The sequence below is a fragment of the Paucisalibacillus globulus DSM 18846 genome, assembly GCF_000482485.1.
Lineage (GTDB): Bacteria > Bacillota > Bacilli > Bacillales > Amphibacillaceae > Ornithinibacillus > Ornithinibacillus globulus.
Window position 1 is genome coordinate 169184 of sequence record NZ_KI519435.1, and the last position, 23653, is coordinate 192836.

A 23653-nucleotide genomic window follows, 5' to 3' on the forward strand; every position below is an offset into this window, starting at 1 on the left:
TATTAAATACTATCTGCATTCTAATATTTTAACTACTTGACAATATTGCGAAAATTCCTTAGACTAAGATAAATTGGCAAACTTGTCGCTTATTAGTTCACTAAATAGGCGTTAATCTTTTACTATTAATTAACTGAATTTTCCATAAAATATAACAAATGTTCCTTTAATAGGTAACATCATTGAACAATCGATTAGACCCCATCATTACATTCAGGAGGGAAGAATGGTGAAAATAAAGGTTGCTTTATTCGGAAGAAGTGAATTAGTCGACCGGTTCCAAGATTATGTAACAGACCAACATGATATCGAAGTTATACCTTTTATTTATAGAAAAGCAAGTGAAGCTGCCGATCTAATTGAAAAGGCCTTTATGTGCGATGTTTATTTATTTCTAGAATGTTTTCCATATCTACACGCACAAAGTAAAATTAAGAAAAAACGATTACCCGCTATCCAAGTCGCCTTTGATGAGTATATGATTCTAACATCATTTTACCATTTAAAAAATAAATACCATCAACAATTACATCGTTTATCCATTGATGTTCTAGATGAAATACATGTTTCGGAAGTGCTTTCCGAATTAAATTTAGCTGGCGATGACATTTATACATATAGTTACAAACAAGATGAAGAAGTAAATACTAGTCAAATTGTAAATTATCATAAACAGCTCTTTGAAGAAGGTAAAATTGATTATGTGCTTACCTCGTTACATGAAGTAGAAAAAAGTCTTAAAGAACATGGTATTCCAACTTACCAAATGGTTATTCCAAAACGCAATATGGACCGTGCTATGGAGGAATGCAAATCAATCGCTACTTTAAATATGAGTAAAAGTGCACAAATCGTAGCCGGCTATATTCGAATAAAAGATATCGTAAAAGTTACAGAAGAAAAAGGAGATTTATACCTAAAGGATCTCCAGTTTAAGCTTTATCAAATTCTACTTAAATTCGGGCATAAAACATTTGCCTCCGTACTTACTAATAATGAAAATCAATATGTCATCTTTGGTACAAGAGGTATTTTAGATCATATTACGAATCATTATCGTGACTTTCCCCTTATTAAGGAAATTGAAAATGCACTAGATGCATCAGTAGAAATTGGTTTCGGACTCGGTTTAACTGCAAAACAAGCTGAAGATCATGCAAAACTTGCACTGGGTGCATGTGTTCAAGATAGTAATAGTAGCTGTTATATCGTGAATGACCGCGGGGAAACCATTGGACCACTCGGTGTAAAAAAGCACTTTGACACTTCAAGACTCTATCAAGCTCTTATTCATAAGGCAAAGCTAAATAACGAGCTTTCATATAATTTTATCGACTTTGTTCAACTACGAAATAATGAGCCATTTTCATCAAATGACATTGCTAATTATTATCGCGTAACAAAGCGAAGTGCCGAAAGAACGGTGAATAAGCTACTGACCGGGAATGTAATTAAGGTAGTTGGGGAAGAAAAGCCATATGTCAAAGGTAGACCAAGAAAATTATTTCAAATAAATATGTGACTTATTGATTAAAGGATAATCATGTATGTATGATTCAATTACATACGTGATTATCCTCTTTAGTATCCGTCTTTTAAGGAGTATCCAATTCTTTTCTTGGAAGGATTGGATGTTTTTTAATTTTAAAGAACCACCTATAAAATATATGTGAAAGATAATTAGAAAGCCACATTGTAATAAAACTAAAATACCACTTCCACTTTACATATCGAATTAACTTCGTGTACTTAACCATCAATACTTCTAATCCTGTGAGAATTGATGTGTGGATGAAATAGTATGTTACCTTTATCCATATATTCTTCTTCTCGGGATAATACAAGTTGAATAGAATACAAAATGCAGGGTAAGCAATGAATTCAAAACTAAAGCTTGCCTTATATGTTTTTTTGAAAAATACCCGATATGGATACTTGATCAGATTCTTTTCAACAACAAGTAAGCCAAAAAGCCAAGTTATCACCTGCTTGAAGAGAAAAGATAATATTGCTGGTCGAACTTTATTTCTTGGCACAAATTTAAGTACTAATACAACACTTGTGATAATAGAGGCAGCTAAGATTGTCTTTTCTTTTCGATAAGATGCCATAACAAAACTCCCATAAGAAATATTATTGTTTAATATCTACAAGTATCTAACAAATATTCTTGTGACGAAGGAGACTGCACTTCATTTCGAACTGGTATTTTGTTTGTAATGATGTATAGAAGGGCTCTATTTGTCATTTCAAAATGGATTTCCTATCGAAATGATGTATAGAAGCGCCCTATTTGTCATTTCAAAATGGATTTGACTTCGAAATGATGTATAGAAGCGCTCTATTTGTCATTTCAAACCGGATTTGAGATTGAAATGATGTATAGAAGGGCTCTATTTGTCATTTCAAAATGGATTTGAGTTTGAAAAGATGTATAGAAGGGCTCTATTCGTCATTTCAAAATGGATTTGAGATTGAAATGATGTATAGAAGCGCTCTATTTGTCATTTCAAAATGGATTTGAGTTTGAAATGATGTATAGAAGCGCTCTATTTGTCATTTCAAACCGGATTTGAGTTTGAAATGATGTATAGAAGCGCTCTATTTGTCATTTCAAACCGGATTTCCTATCGAAATGATGTATAGAATTGTGATTTGCTTATAAAGATATTCTAAAATGGAATTTATATGGTTTTGTAGGGATTTCTTATGTTGGCGGAAACTCTTTATACTTTCCTACTACAAAAAAAGCACCACAAATCTGCGGCGCTTTTTCTATTTTATATACTTAGCAACTCTCTCACGTCATCCTCACTTAAGGATGACAACATGGTCTCTCCTGGTTGGATGACTTTATCTATTAGTTCGCGTTTCTTTTGTTGTAATTCATAAATCTTTTCTTCAATTGTTCCTTCTGTAATGAGACGAATTACTTGGACGACATTCTTTTGCCCAAAGCGATGTGCACGACCTGTTGCCTGATCCTCAACTGCAGGGTTCCACCACAAATCATATAGAATAACGGTATCTGCGCCGGTTAAATTCAGACCTGTACCACCAGCTTTTAGAGAAATTAGAAATACACTTTTCTCTCCTTCATTAAATCGATCACTCATCTCTACACGTTCACTAGATGGGGTCTTTCCACTTAAGTAGAAGTAATCGATTCCCGCTTCTTTTAACTTTCCGATGATAATCTCATGCATACTGGTAAACTGAGAGAAAATCAACATCCGCTTCCCATTGGCAATAGCTGTTTCGACTGTTTCCATTAATAAATCAAGCTTTCCAGACTTGCCTGCATAATTCTCTATGAACAGAGATGGATGACAGCATATTTGTCGCAACCGGGTTAATCCAGCTAGTATCTTCATCCGATTATGTTGGAATCCACTCTCTTTTATAGATTGTGCTGCTTCCTGTTGTACTTGTCTTAAATAGCCAACATATAACTCTTTTTGTTCATTTGTTAGCTCAGATACACTAACCGATTCAATCTTATCAGGAAGTTCTTTTAAAACATCCTTTTTCAAACGACGTAATATAAATGGTTTAGAAATAGATGCAATTTTTTCATGCGATAGTTGTTTGAAGGCTTTTTGATTTGGCATAAGCCCCGGTAATACCACCTGAAAAATCGCCCATAGCTCATCAATCGAATTTTCAATTGGTGTTCCACTTAATGCAAATCGACGGCCTGCCTTTATTTCCCGAATTGCTTTTGATGTTTTGGTTGCATAGTTCTTAATAAATTGTGCTTCATCTAAGATTACAGTTTGAAATGTTAATTCACGGTACTCTTCAATATCTTGTCGCAATGTTGCGTAGGAAGTAATCCAAACGTCAGCATCCTTATAGAGCTTTATCTTTTCTTGACGTTCTTGTGGAGTACCGGTCATCACCCGCACATTTAAGGTAGGCGTGAACTTTTCAAACTCATTTTTCCAGTTATAAACAACCGATGACGGTACCACAATTAGATGTGGGTGATCGCCAAGCTCCGATGCTAAATACGCAATGCTCTGTAATGTTTTTCCGAGACCCATATCATCTGCCAATATACCACCTAAGTGATATTGACTTAGTGATTTAAACCATTGGTAACCAGTCATTTGGTACGATCTCAAAGAAGCATCTAATATACTCGGAAGCTCATAATGCTGTTCCTCTGGTTCTTTTAATTGATGGAGTAGGTTTCTAAAAGCTGGATCATAGTTTTTCTTTGTATCAATTAGCTCATCAATCTGCGTACCACGGTATACTGGCATTTGGATTTTTCCATCTTGAACATCACTTTTATGGATATCCATATCCCGAAAGAAGTTCTGGATAGAGATAAATTCTTCCCCTTCTAGGGAAAGCATTTCACCACTTTGTAAGCGATAGTATCGTTTCTTCTCAATAACAGCATCTAGAATTTTATTTATTTCCGAATCATCCATGCCATCCATATCAAAACCAATTTCCAGTAAATTATTAGAGGATTCCATTCTTACACTTGTTCTTGGAATTGGTTCATTCTCGATAATAAAACCACGAACCTCAGACGTTAGAAATAATTCAACATATTCATCTAGAACCGGCAAAACCTTATACAGAAAGTCGTACAATTCTTCCTCATCGGCATCAATAAATAATTCTCTACCATTATAATGGAAGTTAGCATATTCAATTAACTGCATAATTTGCTTCTCTTTATCCACATCCCGGATAATAATCACTTCATGATTCTCACGACCACCAAACGGATCAATCATATGATTCCCATAATGGTATTCTAATCTACCAGTAATCCATTCTTCCTTTGCTTCTAAATAAAGCTTTGCTCTAAGTGGGACCTGAATAATTTCTGATGAAACCTTCTCAGAAATTTCAACTTCCCCAACTTTCTTTAAGGAAGGAAGTACTTCCGATAAAAAGGTATCCGCTTGTTTTTTTGAAATAGGTAGCTGTTGTTCAACTTTCCCAAACTGACTGACTAGCTCTAGTATCGGTATTTGTTCTTTCAATGGGAAATAGAAGATTCCGTTATAAAATAGCATTTCGTAATTATTGAAATACACACTGCCGTCTACCTCATGCATCGTTAAGAGTAAATCATCCCGTTCATTTTTGTTTAAGTCAAAGTGGAATGGAAGTTTCCCCTTTTCCATAGCAAGATTGGAAAATGTACGACTATTTGCTTCCACCACGAAATCACGGTGAAGAAGCTTCTCAAGTAAATTCTCAGCAATTAAAGGCGGAATCGTAATCGATCGTTTATCACTCACGTTACCCCGATAATGATAGACATGATACCCATCATAGATTTTTTCATTCTTTTGGATAGAGCCAAGAAGTTCAAATATCTCCTGGTCTTCTGGCAATAAAAAATGCTGACTTGGCGCATAGGCAAACATTTTCGTGAAGAAATGCTCATTACCACTTAAAACATCTTGGAGAAATTCATGGACATCTTTCACTACATAATCACGGGTAACTCCTGCTTTTAGTTCAATTAATAGATTTCTATCATAGGACCATTTCAATATATATTCTACATGAAGGGCGGCTTTTTCTGGCAAAATCTCTGTCATCTCAGAAGGCTGACCAACATTACTTAACGCTCGGATAAAACGATTAGTAATTTCATAGTCATAATTTGAGTAAGCCATCTCTTGTGGTGTTTCCTTGTTGGCAATTCCAATTAATGTAGCAGCAATATGCTTACAAGACCCATAAGAATGGAAAGCTGGGCAGTCACAATATGTATCAACCGACCCTTTTTCAAAATCCTTCATATTAATTTCCACAAAATAATCTTCGGTTCCTTGTACTGTTGCTGTCCATACATTGTAATTGATATCATAGGATAAATCAGAAACATGCCCTTTATTATAATATTCTAATCCACGTTTATAGATTAATGATGGAAATAGCTTTTGGATATTGATCTCACTTAGTTTTTTCAAAATCTATTAACCTGCCTTTTAAAACGCTTTTATACTCTCATTGTATAAGAGATTGGGATAAATTTAAATGGATTCGTTTCTATTCTTATAGGATAGGAAAAGCAGAGCTAGAATATACCTCTTAGGTGCAAAAAACGAAGCAATTTCCCAAATTGCTTCGTTTTATTTAATGACTTACTGATTGTTTTTTTGCTCTTATCACTAAAAGAATATAGATTAACATAGATACTAATATAGAGCCCGCCCCTGTTGCATATATCGTACTATAGTTGAAAAGAAACGCAATTTGCCCGAATGTTAATGCACCAAATCCTATTCCTAAATCAAAGAAAGAGAAAAATGTTGCATTGGCCATTCCTTTTCTATTCCCTGCAGCTTTATCAACCGCCCATGCTTGTAGGGCTGGCTGAACACTTCCGAAACCTAATCCATACAGTCCTGCAGCTAGCAGTAAAATAAAAGTACTTGGTAACCATGCCAAGAGGATCATCGCAATAAAAATCATGACGGTCCCCGGTAAGAATACGTATAAATGACCTTTTTTATCATATATTCTGCCAGCAAAGGTTCGTGAGATTAATAGAAATACAGCATATACAAGAAAGTACGCTTCAATTCCCGCGACGTTTTGCTCAATAGCGTGTAGTGGCAAGAATGTTGCAATTCCCCCAAATGTAAAGGTGATAAATAAAACTAGAATGGATGGTTGAATCGCTGTCTTCTCAAAAATATCAAATCTTGGAGTAACCGCCCTATCTGGTATCTCCTCCACCTTTTTATACCGAACTTTTGACGAAAGAAGGAGAGCTACTAAACCAAAAGCTGCACAAATTAAAAACAAGGACATAAAGGAAATTTTGCCTACCAATGCAAGTCCTAAGCCTGGTCCGATAGCTAGGGCAATATTACCCGATAAACCGAAATACCCGAGTCCCTCTCCACGTCGCTTTGCGGGAACGATATCTGTTGCGATTGTACCAGTTGCTGTTGTCGATAGTCCCCAACCAACACCTTGTAGAACCCGGACAATTAATAAAAATGCAATACTCGTGATAAAAGCAAATGCACCAACAGAAATAACAAATATCGCGAGTCCAGTCATATATACAAATTTACGTCCTTTTGACTCTAACGCATGCCCTGCATATGGACGTAAAACAAGGGCTGAAAAAGTAAAAATTCCTACAATAACGCCAATTAACTGATCACTGCCACCAAGTTCCTTCACAAATAATGGCAGTGTTGGTAAGGTCATTTGAAACCCAAAAAAGATAAAAAAATTAGCCAGACATATTAATACAAAGTCTCGCGTCCAAATTTTTTCTTGTATTACTTCTTGGTGTTGTACTTCAGCATGTGCCCCCATAGTTTTCTCCCTTCTTTCGATACTCGAAATATATTATACAGGAGTCTTATTAGAATTGGAATGGGGGACAAGGAAGAAGTTTTCATTCTATATGTAATAGTATTTTAGAAAGTGTCCTTACACTGTTATACTAAATAATGTTATACTGTGGAATGTATATGAAAAGAGTCCAGCTGCAACTGAACTCTTTGATAAGCGGTTCTCTCCGGGGTACTGTATATAAGCACAAAATAGGTCCTCTAATTTAGTGGATCTATTTTTAATTCTTGTTGATCATTGTTACAATCAACGCAATTAATGTAATCAGCAACGTGCCAAAGTTTCCAAGAATAATCATTACTTCATACATCCCCAGTAGCATCACCTCCACACAATTAATGTATAACCCCATCAGAACATTATCTTGTCCTCGATTATAGCATAGTTTTACCAAAAACACGAACATGTATTCGTATTTTGACAAAGTTAATTTTTCTTTCCTTTGTTATCCCTACATATCAGTCTCGAAGTTGCACTTAGAACTGGACATAGATTCTATCTAAGTCAAAGCACAAAGAACTTTTCCAACTACATATAAAAGGACTTTGAGATTTACGCCTCAAAGTCCTTTTTTCTATTAAAACATACCGATAACAAAGTCAGCAATAACTAGCATTACTAATGATACTCCCCAAGCAATCGTTGTTGGAATTGACCATACTAAGATTTGCTCTTTTACTTCCTTTATTCCTAGCATTCTATTTACTACCCAGAATAAGCTATCATTAAAGTACGAGAAGATCATCGCACCTAATGCAGCCGCCTGAGCAGCTAATACTAAGTTAACATCTAATGTAGCAACAATTGGCGCCGAAATAGATGCTGCGGTAATCATGGCTACCGTACCACTACCTTGAACCAAACGTACAAATGTCGCAATGAAGAATGGTACTAATATTGCTGGTATTGGCCATGTTGCAATTTGCTCTGCAATGTAATCCCCTGTACCACTTACACGTAACACTTCACCAAATGCACCACCAGCACCAGATACTAATAAGATAATACCTGCTGTTTGAATACCTTCTTCCATACGGTTAAGCGCTTCGTCACGTCGCAAATGATTTGCCAACGTATAAATACCAATAATTAAACCTAATGCAACAGCAATGATTGGATTACCTAGATATTGAATGTAGGATAGAAGTGTATCATTTATTGCCAAAGCCCCTGAGCTATCTAGTGCACCTAATGTTGTATTTAAGAAAATTAGAAAGATTGGTACTAAAATTGGTAAAATCGATTTCATGAATGATGGTAGTTCTTTATCCCTTTCATCCACTGCATCTAAGAATTCTTTGTATACTTGTTTATCGCTTTCTAAACGTACAAATCCTTCTCCTTCTTCTTCTGGAACTTGGTAAATCTTCTTACCAACCCACTTCGCGTAAAACACACCAACAATGATAATTGGAATAGAAAATAAAAGACCTGCAATAATCATTAAACCGACATCTGCCCCAAATATTCCCGCTACACCTAATGGTCCAGGAGTAGGTGGTACTGCATGGTGTGTTGCAGCTAACCCAACTGCAAGTGCTACACCTAGAGCAATAACGGACTTTCCTGTTTTCCTCGATAAAGCTTTCACTAATGGTTGTAAGATTACGAATGCTGAGTCAACAAAGATCGGAATCGCAACAATATAACCAGCAACGGCCATTGCCCATTCTTCTTTTTTCTTCCCTAAAGTTTTAATTAATGTATAGGCAAGCTTTTCCGCTGCACCGGATACTTCTAATATTCTTCCCATCATAACCCCAAGTCCAATAATAATACCGATGGAGGCTAGTGTACTTCCAAATCCACTTGATATCGTGCTAATTACATCTGTAGGCTTCATCCCACCAACGATACCTGCAATAGATGCAGCAATAATCAATGCAAGGAAAGCATGAATCTTTGTTTTTAAAACTAATAAGATTAAGACAGCTACAGCCAATACAAGTCCTATGATCATTTGAGTTCCTGAAACTTCCATGTTACTTTCTCCCTCCCAATTGTAACGGCTTTCATTTGAGCCCTTAGCTGACTGAGAATAACTCAATATCCTCAGCCAGCGTATAATTTTCTGTTTTTTATTTTTATTCCATTGTTTCAGCAGTAAACTTAGGTGCATATTGCGCAGCTAGTTTAATGCATTCTTCCATACTTAGACTTGCTGCAATATTTTTACCAGCGATATCAAAAGCAGTACCGTGGTCAACAGATGTTCTTAAGAAAGGAAGTCCATTCGTGATAGAAATCGTTCTATGGAAATCTGTCATTTTAGCAGCAATATGCCCTTGGTCATGGTAAAGAGATAATACTGCATCAAATTTCCCATTTAGCGCATGGTGGAATACAGAGTCTGCAGGAACTGGTCCTACGGCATCAATTCCATCCTCAATCGCAGCTTCAATACCAGGACGAATTTCTTCTACTTCTTCCATTCCAAATAATCCGCCTTCTCCACTATGTGGATTAAGACCTGCTACCGCAATTTTACGATTTTCAAGACCAAGTCGTTGCATCGCTTTATCCACACGATTCAAATAATCACGCACACGTTCTTTAGTCATTTCTGCAATGGCATCTTTTAATGACAGGTGACGAGTAAGGAAGAAGATACGCATATTGCGAACTTCAAACATGGTTAATGGATCTTTTGTATTCGTTAATGTCTCAAGCATTTCTGTATGCCCTATATAAGGAACTCCTGCTGCTTTTAACGATTCTTTATTAATTGGTGTTGTAGCTAACGCTTTCACTTTGCCTTCTTTTGCAAGACCTACAGACGTTTCAATATACTCAAAAGCAGCTTTACCACATTGCGCTTGTACGACACCATACTCTAATTCGTTCATATCAATGTTATGAAGGTCAATAAAATCGACTGTGCCATACTCATATAGTCCCTCTTCAGGAGATGAAATAATATTAACTTTCAAGTCCTTTTCAACAATTTCAATTGCTTTCGTAAATACATTGGCATCCCCAACTACAACCGGTTTACACATATCATAAATTTCTTTATTTGCTAATGCTTTTGCAGTGATTTCCGGACCAATCCCTGCAGGGTCACCCATTGGAATTGCAATAATTTCTCTTACCTGTGTCATTTCTCAGCACTCCTTTTTGTTTTCAAATATTTAACACTTGCGTAAATAGCCTTTTTATCCCCTACCATACCGCCTTTTGTTACAATTGGTAAGCCAGGGAAATGCCCCCCGATAAAAGTTCCGTATGCAGCTAACGGTAATACTTCATCCTCCAACTTAATCCCAGACGCCATACTTAATGCACATAGAGAGGCAGTTACATCTCCTCCACTTGTAAAGCAACCTTGGATTGGATAATTTGTTTTTTCCATTACTCGTCTTGTTATTTTAGCTAAACCATCGGTAATACGTTTTGCCAAAGCATCTTGTGTTGTATTTTCTTTGGCTGCAATGGCTTTAAAGTTTACTAATTCGCTGCCTTCTTTGTAAGTAGTAATGATTAATACATCATCTTCTTTAATGCGTTCCAATGCTATTTGAATCGCTCCTTCTACTTCCTTATCCCAGCTTTGCCCCATTGTAGCTAGCTTTTCTGCGGAAACGTAAACAGGAGTAGAATTTGTTTTATCAATTAAGTACCGAAGCTGTTGACCAGACTTACTTGTTACACTTCCTACTGTCACAATTACCTTATTAGTTTCAGAATGCTGATGGGTATACGCTTTTGAATATGCAGCAGTAAGTGGGCCCGGATCAGTAGGAATAAGGTTAACATGTTTAATCTGTGTCATTGCCTCAGCAATCTCTTCAATATCCTCATCGGTTACAGCATCAACCACGACAATCCGTTTTCCTTCTTTTATCTGTCTTTCCAATTCAACTTTAATGTCGCTTGTATTGGATAAGACGATATCGAGTCCAATATGTCCAACTTCATATTTACTTTGTTCAGAAATAATTAATGGAACGTAAGACTTTGTTATTGGCATGACGGGATCCTTTGCTACATCTGTTTCTTGTACGGGGACACCATCTACCAGTAAATATCCTCCAGAGCAGACCCTACCTGAATCAGGAAATGAGGCAACAACTACAGCAACACTATTTCCGCCGACAGCTTCTAAAACGGTATCAATTTCAAGTCCGATTTTCCCACGAACCGTACTATCAATTCGTTTACAAATAACCTTAGCACCCCATTCGAGGAACTTTTGTGTTGCATTCTTCACTCTATTTTCAACAATCTGGTCTGAAGCATAACGGGAATCCGTATCAATACAAACCGCATTTAATCCCACCAAATCTGGAATAGTATCATTAAATACTACAGTCGCAGAAGTGAATCCTTGTTTACTTAGTCGAACGCCCGTGGCATTTGCACCGGTTAAATCGTCAGCAACAACCCCAACTTTCATGATATATCAACCCCTTATCTATAAAATCTCAAGTCTTTCAGAAAGAATTAATCTTATCTGCTCTGACATACCATCATCTGTAATAAAGCCTTTTAATTCATTTAAATCACATACTTTTGAAAAGGCCTTTTGATTAAGCTTACTAGAATCAGCTAGTAACCATGTACGGGCAGCAGCTTTAATCATTAACTGCTTAATTAGCGATTTTTCAAAGGTTGGAGATGTTATTCCAGCCTCTAAATCAATTGCGTGTGCTCCTAAGAAGAATAAATCAACATGAATTTGATTTAAAAAATGATGTGCTTGAGGACCGAACAATGCCCCTACATCGTTTTGTAGCTCGCCACCAGTAACAATTACCTTTAATTTACTATCAACTAATTCAGCAGCAATTTTTATATCATTAGTAATAACGGTAAGATGATTTTTAGTTTTTAATAATCTTGCAAGCTCTATTGTCGTTGTTCCAGAGTCTAAAAGAATGGTTTGTCCATCTTGAATAAGTGACAACGCTTTTTGGGCAATCATTCTTTTTTGTTCAATATTGCGTCCTTCTTTTGTAAGGAATGGAGTCTCTTTTGTTAACGAATTTGCTCCTACCGCTCCACCATGAACTCGAATGACCTTTCCCTCTTCTTCTAGTTGGTCCAAATCTCTTCGAATAGTCATAGCGGATACATCTAATTCCTCGGAAAGTTGATCAATTTCTACCTTGCCATTGACCTGAATTTTTTTTAATAACCATTTTCTACGTTCTGATGGTTGCATAACATCAATCCCTTAATTGTTATTTTCTAACAGCACTAATGTTAATAACTAACATAATTATGTTACTTTATCACAAATTTGTCAATGATTAATGTTACTTTTTTTCATTCATTAAGAAAGCATAGGTAAGAATTATAGCCTACAGCCGTGCTTTTTCGTTAAGTACGGAAAGTTTTTTCCTAACCTACCTAAACAAAAAAAGAAACACTGAATGTAATCACTCAGTGTCCCTTTTTCTTCAAATTATTTTGCAATTACACCACAAGCAATACGTTCCCCAGCGTTACCAGCTGGCTGTGATTTATAATCATCTGCTTTGGAATGAATAATTAAGGATGTGCCACCTTCTTTTAATAACGAATTCTTCTTCCCTTTTTCCAATGTCACCATATTAGCTAGAACGGTCGTGGAAACAAATCCATAATTATTCACGTTTATATTTGGCAAATCTCCTGCATGTGGACCTTTTGGATTATCAAATCCATGTTCTGCATTAGTTGGGTTAAAGTGTGCACCAGCTGATTCGAAGGTTGGTGCCTCACATGATCCATTTTCATGAATATGGAATCCATGTGTTCCTTGTGGCAATTTCGATGCATCAAGGTTTATACTCACCCCATCTGGTTTTTGCTCAAGTCTTGCCTCACCAATTGTTTCGCCATTTGTATTAACCATGGTAACTAATATTGGTTTACCAGATTCCTTAAGCATGCCGGATGTTTCTATGCTAGGGTTCTCTTCCTCATTACTAATCTTGTCGTCACCTGCCGATGTTGCTCCATAGGCAATGATGTATATAGCAACAAAAGCAGCCAAAAAAGCTAACCAACTTACTTTCTTCATGTTTATCCCTCCAGATGTTTGGTAATCGTTTACATTATTTACATGTATAGGTATCATTAAACATAAATTAAAGCTGTTTTCTAATAGATTGTTGTTAGTTACACAATTTGTATAGAGTGTGCGGTGACTAATGATGGAAGGATGGGCATCTGATCAATTCCGGCCATAGATCCACTTTAAAATGATGTATAGCCCACTTTCCATTCATCATTCCAACATCTCGGCATCAAAATGAACTGCAACCAGCACTTGTGGGTCATTTCAACATCTCGATGTCATCAAAATGAACCGCTCTTCTAGTTCATTTCAACCATGTTGACGATTCTAAATGATGTATGGGTCAAAAAAACTCTAAAGTTACCGCGCAGTTTCCTTCAACTGCGAAAATAATAAGCATCAAACATTATGATAACAGCTTGCATTAATGATAATTAATTATTATTGGAGGGATATTCTTATGGGACTATTTGATGGAATGATGGGAAACGCGTCAGAAATCAAGAACCACGAGGCTGAAAAGGAGCTTAAGGAATTATTATCTGAATCGGAGCATGTTGAGCATGCCTACAAATTAATACGGGACTTGATTATCTTTACGGACAGAAGATTAATTCTTGTGGATAAGCAAGGCGTTACTGGAAAAAAGATAGAGTATCATTCAATTCCATACAAAAGCATTACTCATTTTTCCATTGAAACTGCAGGAACCTTTGACTTAGAAGCTGAACTTAAAATATGGTTATCAGGCAGTGGCACACCGATACAAAAGAATTTTAATAAACAATTAAATATCTATAAAGTACAAAGTGTGCTTTCAAGTTATGTTTGCTAAGAAGATATTTAAAAAGCTGGCCTTCAATTGAAGACCAGCTTTTATTACTAGACTTAAGCAACTGCTACTTTTTTAGTTAATTTGCGAATTGGAGTGTGGTCTTTTAGGAAAGGAATAACCCATCTGTCTAGACCATATCTTCCAGCGTTGAAACCTGCAACGACTAAGAATACTGTTAATAATACCATTTGAGCGTTCGTGCTTACTGTGCCACTAAATAGGAATGCGAAGTTCATTGTCACACCCATTAGCGCTGCAAAGTTAGTAAAGATTCCAAGAATTAGTGCTGCACCAACTAGGATTTCTCCCCACATAACCATGAAGCTAAAAAGTTCCGCATTCGGTAGTGCTACTGCTTCTAAGAATGCTGCCCACCAGCCTTGGACTGCTGGGTGATCTCCACCAGCACTTGCAACGGCACCTTGGATAAAACCACTTGCATCAAATCCACCACCAGTTAATTTTCCAATACCTGCTGTTAACCAAGCATAACCAATGTAAATACGGATAAATGTTAGAATACCTGCAACTACTTTATTTTCACGAATGAAGTTTAACATAATACAAACAACTCCTTCAGATTAATAATATTTTATAATTCCTTTTGCTCACTATTTCACAATATATTGTAAATGTGTTTCCTTATTACACTTTGATAATATCATGAATATATTAATGTGTAAATATCTTTTTGCTCATTATTTCACAATCTTTTTGACGAGTTTGTGAACGCCATGAATAGTCCACGTATTCAAGCAATTAGCAGAACCTTCTTTCCTCCATTGACATTCCTAATCACCAAAGTTATACTGTGTATATAGATATATACAGTATAACACTTGACTAGGAGAGGATTAGGTATGAACAACTGGAAAATAGCCTACCAAATAAACAAATGGGAACTAAAAAAATCTATATTTAATATCATGCTGAGCTACCTTGTCATGCTTGTTTTTTCACTCTATTTAGCCCGAGAATTTCCTTTGTACTTAGAAAGTGGATTAGTTTTTTTTGATTTAGTATTCCTATTTATGTTTGGTGCAGCACCCTTACTTCCAAAGCCAAAGGCATTTGAGGTTCAGCAAATTCAGAGTAAATTATTTGTTTCACCGATGGTTGTATTACAAAAACACTTAGCAATTAAAAATAATGTCATTATTAGAAGCAGATTAATTATGCATACCTTATATACATTTCCCATGCAATTGGTAGCTCTATTAATACTTTATAGTACGACATCATTACATAATATCCTATCCATTGGATCATTTATATCGTTTGGACTCATTTGGTTATCCTTCTCCATATATGTGGGGTATATGGTTCCTAGCTTAAACATAGGTGTTCGAATGTTTTGGGGAAACAACACAATTTTTAGTGTAATATTTCTCCTTTTAATAATCATATTATTATTCGGTCTAACACTAGTTCACGTTGTTTTTGATCATGGTATTGTTTACTGGTCGATCCTGTTTGCAAGGGATTATCCACTAGCAACAGGTGGGATTTCTATTTTACTAGCGTTCCTTGGTTATCATTTCTGGAGAAACAGCATGCGAAAATCGTTAGGAAGGTTAATGTATGGTTAAGGAGGAAGCAAAGTGAAAGACGATTTGAAGGTTACAATGCAACTAATGAAACAAGAATTAAAACTATCATGGGGGAGCTTTATTGGTCTATTTCTATATTATTCCTTATTTACCGTTCTATTTACAACGGGATTTCATGCTCAGGAAACTAGATTTGTAGGCTTAGACCTATTTTTCTTGATGCTATTCATTTTTGGACCGGCTTGGTTTAAACCAAAAGGACTTCAACTTCAAAAGATTAATGGGAAAATATTTGCCTCTCCTTCAACAATTATGGGGCTCCACTTACCAATTAAGAAACAGGTTATTGTGCTTAAATCAATTGTTCAATACGTTATCCATTCCTTTCCATTTCAATTATATATGTTAATTATGCTATATCTGATTAGCCCTGATGTGAGGAATACGATGGAACTAGATACTTATATTTCCTTTGCTATAATTTGGCTTTCCTTTGGTATTTATATTGGTTTTAGTGTACTGACAATAGATGTAGGTTCCAGTTCAAATAATAACAATTTAACAATCGTGTTATCCTCGTTATTATTTGTAGCTATCCTGTTACTAATCCTGTCATTTCCATACTTCTTTACCTATGGAGTAGTCGAATGGACCATTATTATCGCTAAAAAGTGGCCCTATATCTCTACGCTTTTATCCATTAGTGCTGCAACAGTAGGATTTTTCTACTGGAAGAAAAAATTAATGAAACAATTGAAACAGATCGATTACCTCTAATAGAAAGGAGTATAAACATGGAACTTCCTATCAGGATTTCTAAGGATTCAAGAGAGCCAATCTACCATCAAATCGTGAATCAATTTAAAGCATTAATTGCTGGTGGTCACCTTTCTGCTGGAACACCACTCCCTTCTATTAGAGCCTTATCCAAGGACTTGGAAATAAGCATTATAACAACGCGAAGGGCCTATCAGGATTTGGAGGTACAAGGCTTTATACGAACACTTCAAGGAAAAGGGACATTTGTTGCAGATATTGCAGAATCCTTAAAGCAGGAAGTAAAAGTCACTTCTGTCCATAATATATTAGAAAATGCTGTGGAAACTGCGCTTAGCTATGATTATAATCTTTCACAGGTTAAAGAGATTTTTCTCAACATATTACAGGATAAAGAGAAAGGGGATAAGTAATATGGATGCTTTACTATCTATCAGAGATCTCGAAAAAAGGATTGATGAGTTTCATCTTGGCCCATTGGATTTGACGATTGAACCCGGAACCATTACCGCCCTTATAGGAAATAATGGTTCTGGAAAAAGTACACTACTGAAAATGATTATGAATTTAGTGCAGCCAGGAATGGGCAATATCAAAGTAAACAATATACTCGTACATAGTGACAATGAAAATTGGAAACCATATGTCGCATATCAACCACAGACTATTATTGGATGGGATCCATTTACGGGAGAAATGCTAAAAGATCTTATTGCTCCACTTTATCCTAACTGGGATGAGAGTCTATTTCTTAGAATGGTAGAGTTATTTGAAATTCCATTAAACAAGAAGTTTAGCAAACTCTCTCAAGGTGTACAGCAAAAGCTGAATCTGACCCTAACGTTACCTAGAAACGCACCTTTATTAATTTTGGATGAACCAACATCGTTCATGGATATTCCATCTAAGAAACTATTAATCGACTTACTAGTAGATTGGATGGAACCAGGTGACCGATCCATTATTATTGCAAGCCATCAAATTGACGATATTAAGAAACTTTCCGACTACTTATTCGTACTACATAATGGGGAAGTTTTAGGACATTTTGAGAAAGAAGCGTTAATGGAGAACTATGCCCGTTATTGGCTTAGTGATTCCGTGTCTGAGGAGTCTATTCCTGGTGTTGTATCACGGGAGGAACACGTCCTTATTTCCAATAATCCTAAGGAGACAGAAAGCTATTTCGAGCAGATGAACACCAAATGGACGAATCGTAGTTCATTGGAAATGGAAGATATTATTACGCTTTTATTAACTAAAAATAAAGGGCAATAGGAGGAATACAAATATGGAAGTCATGCTAACGGTTGATGGATTGAAAAAGTCCTTTAAAAACAAACAGGCATTAAAAGGCATTTCTTTTGAAGTAAGAAAAGGCGAAATTATGGCCATTCTGGGGCCAAATGGTGCTGGTAAATCGACCACTATCCGGAATATTATGGGGATCATGTATCCAGATGAAGGATCGATCACCTTCCATAATCATCAAGGAAAAGAAATCCCAAGACATAAAATTGGTTATTTACCGGAAGAACGTGGCCTATACAAAAACGTAAGGGTCATGGATATTTTACTATATCTTGCTGACTTAAAAGATTATCCACTGGATAAGGCAAAAGAACGTATTTTAATGTACTTAAAGAAATTTGATTTGGAAGGAAAGGAAAAGATCGCAGTAGATGAGTTATCAAAAGGAATGGGACAGAAGGTGCAATTTATTGGCTCCATTCTTCATGAACCTGAGCTATTAATTCTGGATGAACCATTTTCCGGACTGGATCCTGTCAGCCAAGAATTATTTAAAGAAGAAATTCGTGGGTTAGCCGATAATGGTACTGCTATTCTACTCTCTTCACACCAAATGAATTTAGTAGAAGAAATGTGTGATCGCTTATTCATGATTCAAAATGGGCAGAAAGTTATTTATGGCACATTGGATGAAGTAAAAACTAAATATGCGAACTTTAAATGTACAATCCATGGCAAAAATAACCTACAAGTATTGGAAAGCATCCCACAGGTTGGACGAGTTGAACAAAAGGATGAAATGGCTGTACTATATCTTGAACAAGATGTTGAGCCGACTAATTGGCTAAGAAGTTTACCTAGTGAGGTAGTTGTTCATGAGCTAAAAATGAACCGAATTTCGCTACATGAAATCTTTATTGATATTGCTACAAATAAGAACTTAATCCAGGATGAGGTGAACTAGATGCGTAATTCAATGAAAGTTGCTAAATGGGAAATAAAGCGAAATTTGAAAAACAAATCCTTTGTTATTGGGCTATTCCTAACACCACTTCTCATTCTTGGATTTGGATTTCTAGGTACTTTATTTGGTTCAGATGATGAGCCAACCGAAACAACGGTCTTTGTAAATGATCAGATCGAAATTTTTGATATGTTAGCTGAGACCGTTGACGAATATGATTTAAATTGGATAGTAAACCGAACCGATTTGTCAGAAGATGCCATTCAAGATGAGCTTGAAAATGGTGAAGATATCGCATACATTTACTTAACGGTCGAGGCTTTAGAAAGTGGTGTTATCCCGGTATATACAACAGACGACATTGATTCTGGATTCAGTACGAGTGTCCAACTACTTGCTGGTCCATTACAACAAATTAGAATCGCACAATTAAATTTAACGGAAGAGGAACTAGCGATTATCTCAAGTAATATTGTTTTTGAAGAAACCTCAGCTGAAGATTATACTCTACCTGGGGAGGAGTCCGTTTCTTCAGAAAATCCTCTTGAGAAGTTGGTACCGGGAATTTTCGCAGGTATTATTCTGTTTGCGATTGTCGTAACTGGTATGATGATCTTCCAGAGTGCATCACAGGAGAAGAAAGATAAAATTGCAGAAATTATCTTATCCTCTGTAACGCCTGGTGAATTAATGAATGGTAAAATTATTGGTTATTTCGTCCTTGGTATTATTCAAGTAGTTGTACTTCTCATTTTTGTCGTACCATTTGCAGCAACTCAAATCGATGAACCAATTATAGAGTACCTTCTTGTTCCGGAAACATTATTATTAGTATTTATTGCCATACTTGGCTATTTATTATTTGCAGCAATTTTCGTGGGAATTGGGGCTACGATGGCGGATATGTCGACTAGCGGGAACTTCCAAGGGTTAGTAATGATGTTACCATTCCTATCATTCGCATTAATAGGACCAGTGTTAAGCGACCCAAGTGGCATGGTTGCTAAAGTTGCATCCTATATTCCCTTCACATCGCCTGGTGTCCTGATTATGCGATTAACCGCCTTAGATGAATGGCCATGGGTAGAAATCATTATTGCGTTAGTCGTTCTAATTATTAGTATCGTATTATTTATGAAGTTAGCTGGTAAGATATTTAAGGTTGGTATTTTAATGTATGGTAAAAATGCTACTCCTGGTGAGATTTGGAAATGGATTCGCTCCTAAAGGATAGTCAAAAGGTTTACTATATAATTAGTTTTCAATATTTTAAAATGCAAATTTGAAAAAGAGGCTGAGTCAAAGTATTGTCTCAGCCTCTTTAATGTTTATTAACCAAGTAACTGTTAATTGTCCTACAGCATCAGCAAATCTAGCTCCAATTATAATTCATACTCCCATTCATCTTTCGTAATCAGATAAAGTGTTAAAAGAATATTTTCTAGCTCAGCAATTTCTCTACCGCTTGCATCTATTCCGATTTTCGGTAGAAGTTTTTGGGAGAGTTGTCTTGTAAGTTGCATCCTTTCAACCATTCTCACATTCAGCAATTTACTACTGTATATGCGTAGTAATTCCCACTCCTTTTTTCCTAATGAGCGAAGTGCATAAGCATCAAGCGATAAGCTGTCTTTGGTTAAGCCGCGTCGCAAGATTTCTTTATCAATTTTAGATGTGCCTTCTTTTTTAGCACCACGTTCATGTACCACAATAGTGCCTGCAACCATGTCCCCTAATCTCTTATGTTTGGAGTGAAGGAAGACAAATATCATTCCTAAGAAGTAAAGAGTCGGTAGCATATCTATTATACGTAATAGATTTCTAATTAAACTAGACAGTAATGTGACACTATGCCCATTTTCTTGGATAACACGAATCCCAATTAACTTCTTACCAAGCGTTTTCCCACCAAAAAAATACTCTGCAATAAAAAAATAGCCCCAGTTGATGATAAACACGATAAGAATGGCAATTGCAATTGGTATCCAAGAATCCGATAAATAAAATATATTTGCTACATTTGCCATCAGAAAGATGAGGTAGATTACAATATTGGCAATTAGTATCAATAATTGATCAATAATCATGGCAGCCCCTCGACTACCGAGTCCTGCAATCTGATATTGCAAAGAAACAAATTCCGGTGTTTTTATTTCTACCTGTCCCTGATTCATATCTGACCCGCTCTCCTTAAGTTATTCAATCCTACTCAAAATTGAATAGCATTAAACAGTATTTAAGAGGGACTCTTCTTCAACCGAAGAGTTCTCTTTTATTTCCCCTGGTGATTCACATACACCAGCCAGTCTGCGAAACCTTCCACGAACAATGTTTTGTCGTTTCCAATCCCACCAAACTGTATACATAGGGTTTTCCACCCCTACATAGCCCGAGCGAGGCAATAACTTTCCTTCTTTTTTACCGATATTAACCACACTATTCATATCACGATATAGAGTTGTCTGACAGTTTTTGCAAGTAAACATACGGACATGGGGCTCCTTCTTTTCTTTGTGTCCACAAACACAACATTCCTTTGTCGTGTTGGTTTCATCTACCTTGGTGTAGTACTTGTTATTCTTCTCTTGAACCCATTCTAGTATTGAACGAAACTGTCCTATTGGTGTTTGGTTTAACATCGCTCGTTTCATGGAACCATATTTTGCAACATCAGGAGTTGGTACATAATCTCCTATTAAAATGTGATCGTATTTCTTATTAAAATAGTGAGCATAGCTATACAACACTTGCTTTATTTGTTCTCGCCTAGTGAGATGAGCTCGCTCTAATGCACGATTTAAATATTCCCAACGTCTGCTTGGTTTCCAATACTCCGAATATGGTGTTTGAACTAACTTCGATTTTCTTACACACTTATCTCGTTTCGATTTTAATTGGTCAATTCGTTTGTCCCAATATTTTAGTGTAGAAGATAGTGCTTTTAACTCGTAAGATCGTCCTTCGTTATCAATACCAACAGCTAGATTCTTGTGATTTGGATCGAATACTATATAACTTTCTTCTGTCACCATGTCTTTTTTCTGTAAACTTTCAATCGTAAAAACTGCATAGTAACCACTCAAGTCTTTGGTAATACGCATTGTTTTGATACACTCGTTTTCATTTAAAACCAATGATTCTAATAGCGTAATCTTAATAGTAATTTGCTTTTTTGCTTTTCTATCTTTTTTATTTAATTCTTCGTATTCTTCACCGGTCAGCCTTCCAAAGGTGAGGGATAATTCTTGTTCATTCAACAGTTTAAATCCTTTATTTGGTTCATCGTAATAGAGAGAGAACCATTTCTTTTTCCAGGATCTGAATTTTGGTTTTTGATTATCTAATTTTGGATCAAAAAACCGATTATAGGCTTCCTTTAAACGTAATGCGGTATTCTTAAGTGGGGAGGAATGAACCTTATACAAAAATGGATGATTTTGTTTTATTTTTGGAACTTCATTTCGCAAATTTCTACCACTTAACAGTTTCTTCGGTTTTCCATTTTGATAATCCTCTTCAGCCATTTGAAAGAGTTGATTGTATAACCAATTACATATTTTTGATTGACCATCTAGCTGTAGTTGTTGTTCTTTTGTAGTTTGAAGTTTGATTTTCCGATTATATAACATGCTTATTCACCTCGTTTCCTGTTTAAGTTGTATAGTTTTATATTCGCTATGACATCGAATAAAACCTTCCTAAAGTAATACCTTTTGAACAGAAAAAGAAAAATTAGTTAAACAGTCATATCCCCCCCTATTGGTGTTTCAGTATTTTTTAAATTATAATAATAGTTAATAACTAAGTTCGGAAAGAAGGTTTGTAATTTGGATATTAAACAATTTATTAAGCTTAATCGTAAGGAATGGAAGCAGCTTGAACAGTCAATAAGCCTATTAAGTAAAGGGAGAAAAACCATCTCCCATGAGACCATTTCTGAATTTGACCGTCTGTATCAGAAAGTAGCCCAACATTTATCCTATAGTCAAACGTATTTTCCGGATGAAGATGTTACTCATTATATTAATGATTTAGTGGCAAAATCTCATAATCTACTATACAAAGACCAAGTTACAAGTGGTAAGCAAATTCGTGATTTTTTCACAAAAAAATTTGTTGGTTTGTTATTTGAGCAATGGAAGTTCATTGTAGTTGCCATGCTCTTATTCTTTGCAGGTGGTCTAGCAGGGTTTCTTGCCATTGTTGATGATCCGCTACATATTTATTCTGTTCTACCTGCAGATGTTTCCCAAAATGTTGACCCAGAACGATTAGGAGAAGGACATGATGCTATTGACTCCTCCCTTATGTCCGCTGAAATTATGACGAACAATATTCAGGTTGCGATTCTAGCATTCGCAAGCGGTATTACGTTTGGAATTTTGACCATATATTTAATGGTGTATAATGGTCTATTAGTTGGCGCACTAGCTGGGCTCTTCTGGCATTCTAATATGACCTATGAATTCTGGGCTTATATTGTTCCACACGGCATGGTCGAGTTAACAGCCATCTTTATTGCGGGTGGAGCCGGTTTATTAATGGGATATAAGTTATTCGCCCCAGGAAAGTATTCACGAGCTTATCAGCTAAAATATCACGGAAAACGAGCTGTGCAACTATTTCTTGGAACTATTCCGTTATTTGTTATTGCTGGGGTTATTGAAGGCTTCATTACCCCAGCATCCATTTCACTGGAAGCAAAATATGCTGTCGCAGGGATTACTGTAATTGGTATGATCGCCTATATTTCACTCGGAAAAGTTTTTTTAAATCAAAAGCTGTCTTCGTAAACTTCATTGTTAATCCGGGTCCGTAGCCCGTATACACTCCACTTTCCATGGGCGGCTGGTGAGCCTCCTCGCTCGTTCGGAGCTGCGGGGTCTCACCGATGCCTATCCTCCCATAGGACAAGG

Annotated in this window: 20 protein-coding genes; 9 read left to right on the forward strand and 11 right to left on the reverse strand. The window is 36.2% G+C overall.

Annotated elements, in window-relative coordinates:
- The first annotated feature begins 226 nt into the window (after nt 1-226).
- Nucleotides 227-1522: a hypothetical protein gene (locus K332_RS0112960; RefSeq protein ID WP_245604682.1), complete on the forward strand. Its 1296-nt coding sequence runs from the start codon at nt 227-229 to the stop codon at nt 1520-1522.
- 73 nt (nt 1523-1595) lie between these two features.
- Here the strand turns inward: K332_RS0112960 and K332_RS0112965 are convergent, their stop codons facing one another.
- The 8 genes from K332_RS0112965 to K332_RS0113000 form a co-directional block, all read right to left on the reverse strand.
- A complete protein-coding gene (locus K332_RS0112965) occupies nt 1596-2111 on the reverse strand; it encodes a CBO0543 family protein (RefSeq protein WP_051359457.1) in 516 nt (171 codons plus the stop codon).
- A 669-nt stretch (nt 2112-2780) separates the two neighbouring features.
- Nucleotides 2781-5951 carry a DEAD/DEAH box helicase gene (locus tag K332_RS0112970; protein WP_026907836.1) on the reverse strand — a complete coding sequence of 1057 codons (3171 nt, stop codon included), beginning with the start codon at nt 5949-5951 and terminating at the stop codon, nt 2781-2783.
- Between the two features lie 166 nt (nt 5952-6117).
- Nucleotides 6118-7317 carry an MFS transporter gene (locus K332_RS0112975; protein WP_051359458.1) on the reverse strand — a complete coding sequence of 400 codons (1200 nt, stop codon included), beginning with the start codon at nt 7315-7317 and terminating at the stop codon, nt 6118-6120.
- Between the two features lie 616 nt (nt 7318-7933).
- A complete protein-coding gene (locus tag K332_RS0112980) occupies nt 7934-9337 on the reverse strand; it encodes a GntP family permease (RefSeq protein WP_026907838.1) in 1404 nt (467 codons plus the stop codon).
- Between the two features lie 103 nt (nt 9338-9440).
- The gene (pdxA, locus tag K332_RS0112985) at nt 9441-10457 is read right to left on the reverse strand and encodes a 4-hydroxythreonine-4-phosphate dehydrogenase PdxA (protein ID WP_026907839.1); all 1017 of its coding nucleotides are present in this window, start codon (nt 10455-10457) and stop codon (nt 9441-9443) included.
- The gene (locus tag K332_RS0112990; protein ID WP_026907840.1) at nt 10454-11752 is read right to left on the reverse strand and encodes a four-carbon acid sugar kinase family protein; all 1299 of its coding nucleotides are present in this window, start codon (nt 11750-11752) and stop codon (nt 10454-10456) included. The genes pdxA and K332_RS0112990 overlap by 4 nt, the downstream gene beginning before the upstream one ends.
- Nucleotides 11753-11770: 18 nt before the next feature.
- The gene (locus K332_RS0112995; RefSeq protein ID WP_026907841.1) at nt 11771-12520 is read right to left on the reverse strand and encodes a DeoR/GlpR family DNA-binding transcription regulator; all 750 of its coding nucleotides are present in this window, start codon (nt 12518-12520) and stop codon (nt 11771-11773) included.
- 243 nt (nt 12521-12763) lie between these two features.
- On the reverse strand, nt 12764-13363 hold the full coding sequence (locus K332_RS0113000) for a superoxide dismutase family protein (protein ID WP_026907842.1): 600 nt from the start codon (nt 13361-13363) through the stop codon (nt 12764-12766).
- A 457-nt stretch (nt 13364-13820) separates the two neighbouring features.
- Here K332_RS0113000 and K332_RS0113005 point away from each other — a divergent pair, with 457 nt between their 5' ends.
- A complete protein-coding gene (locus tag K332_RS0113005) occupies nt 13821-14195 on the forward strand; it encodes a PH domain-containing protein (RefSeq protein WP_026907843.1) in 375 nt (124 codons plus the stop codon).
- A gap of 53 nt (nt 14196-14248) precedes the next feature.
- On the opposite strand, the gene K332_RS0113010 is transcribed toward K332_RS0113005, so the two are convergent.
- The gene (locus K332_RS0113010) at nt 14249-14755 is read right to left on the reverse strand and encodes a DoxX family protein (RefSeq protein ID WP_036688905.1); all 507 of its coding nucleotides are present in this window, start codon (nt 14753-14755) and stop codon (nt 14249-14251) included.
- A gap of 300 nt (nt 14756-15055) precedes the next feature.
- On the opposite strand from K332_RS0113010, the gene K332_RS0113015 reads away from it, so the two are divergent.
- The 6 genes from K332_RS0113015 to K332_RS0113040 are packed head-to-tail and all read left to right on the forward strand — an operon-like array spanning nt 15056 to nt 19964.
- Nucleotides 15056-15784, forward strand: coding sequence for a hypothetical protein (locus K332_RS0113015; RefSeq protein ID WP_026907845.1), 729 nt, complete (start codon nt 15056-15058; stop codon nt 15782-15784).
- A gap of 12 nt (nt 15785-15796) precedes the next feature.
- Nucleotides 15797-16522: a hypothetical protein gene (locus K332_RS0113020; protein ID WP_026907846.1), complete on the forward strand. Its 726-nt coding sequence runs from the start codon at nt 15797-15799 to the stop codon at nt 16520-16522.
- A 17-nt stretch (nt 16523-16539) separates the two neighbouring features.
- Complete coding sequence (locus K332_RS0113025; protein WP_026907847.1) at nt 16540-16935, forward strand: GntR family transcriptional regulator; 396 nt, start codon at nt 16540-16542, stop codon at nt 16933-16935.
- 1 nt (nt 16936) lies between these two features.
- Nucleotides 16937-17800, forward strand: coding sequence for an ATP-binding cassette domain-containing protein (locus tag K332_RS0113030; protein ID WP_026907848.1), 864 nt, complete (start codon nt 16937-16939; stop codon nt 17798-17800).
- A gap of 13 nt (nt 17801-17813) precedes the next feature.
- Complete coding sequence (locus tag K332_RS0113035; RefSeq protein ID WP_026907849.1) at nt 17814-18737, forward strand: ABC transporter ATP-binding protein; 924 nt, start codon at nt 17814-17816, stop codon at nt 18735-18737.
- The gene (locus tag K332_RS0113040) at nt 18738-19964 is read left to right on the forward strand and encodes an ABC transporter permease (RefSeq protein ID WP_026907850.1); all 1227 of its coding nucleotides are present in this window, start codon (nt 18738-18740) and stop codon (nt 19962-19964) included.
- Nucleotides 19965-20119: 155 nt separating this feature from the next.
- Here the strand turns inward: K332_RS0113040 and K332_RS0113045 are convergent, their stop codons facing one another.
- Together K332_RS0113045 and K332_RS22520 are read right to left on the reverse strand one after the other, a co-directional pair.
- Nucleotides 20120-20911 (reverse strand): RDD family protein, encoded by a 792-nt coding sequence (locus K332_RS0113045; protein WP_026907851.1) that lies wholly within the window; start codon nt 20909-20911, stop codon nt 20120-20122.
- A 51-nt stretch (nt 20912-20962) separates the two neighbouring features.
- Nucleotides 20963-22366: an RNA-guided endonuclease InsQ/TnpB family protein gene (locus K332_RS22520; protein ID WP_211237418.1), complete on the reverse strand. Its 1404-nt coding sequence runs from the start codon at nt 22364-22366 to the stop codon at nt 20963-20965.
- A gap of 198 nt (nt 22367-22564) precedes the next feature.
- Here K332_RS22520 and K332_RS0113055 point away from each other — a divergent pair, with 198 nt between their 5' ends.
- Nucleotides 22565-23530 (forward strand): stage II sporulation protein M, encoded by a 966-nt coding sequence (locus K332_RS0113055; RefSeq protein ID WP_026907852.1) that lies wholly within the window; start codon nt 22565-22567, stop codon nt 23528-23530.
- The last annotated feature ends 123 nt before the right edge of the window (nt 23531-23653 follow it).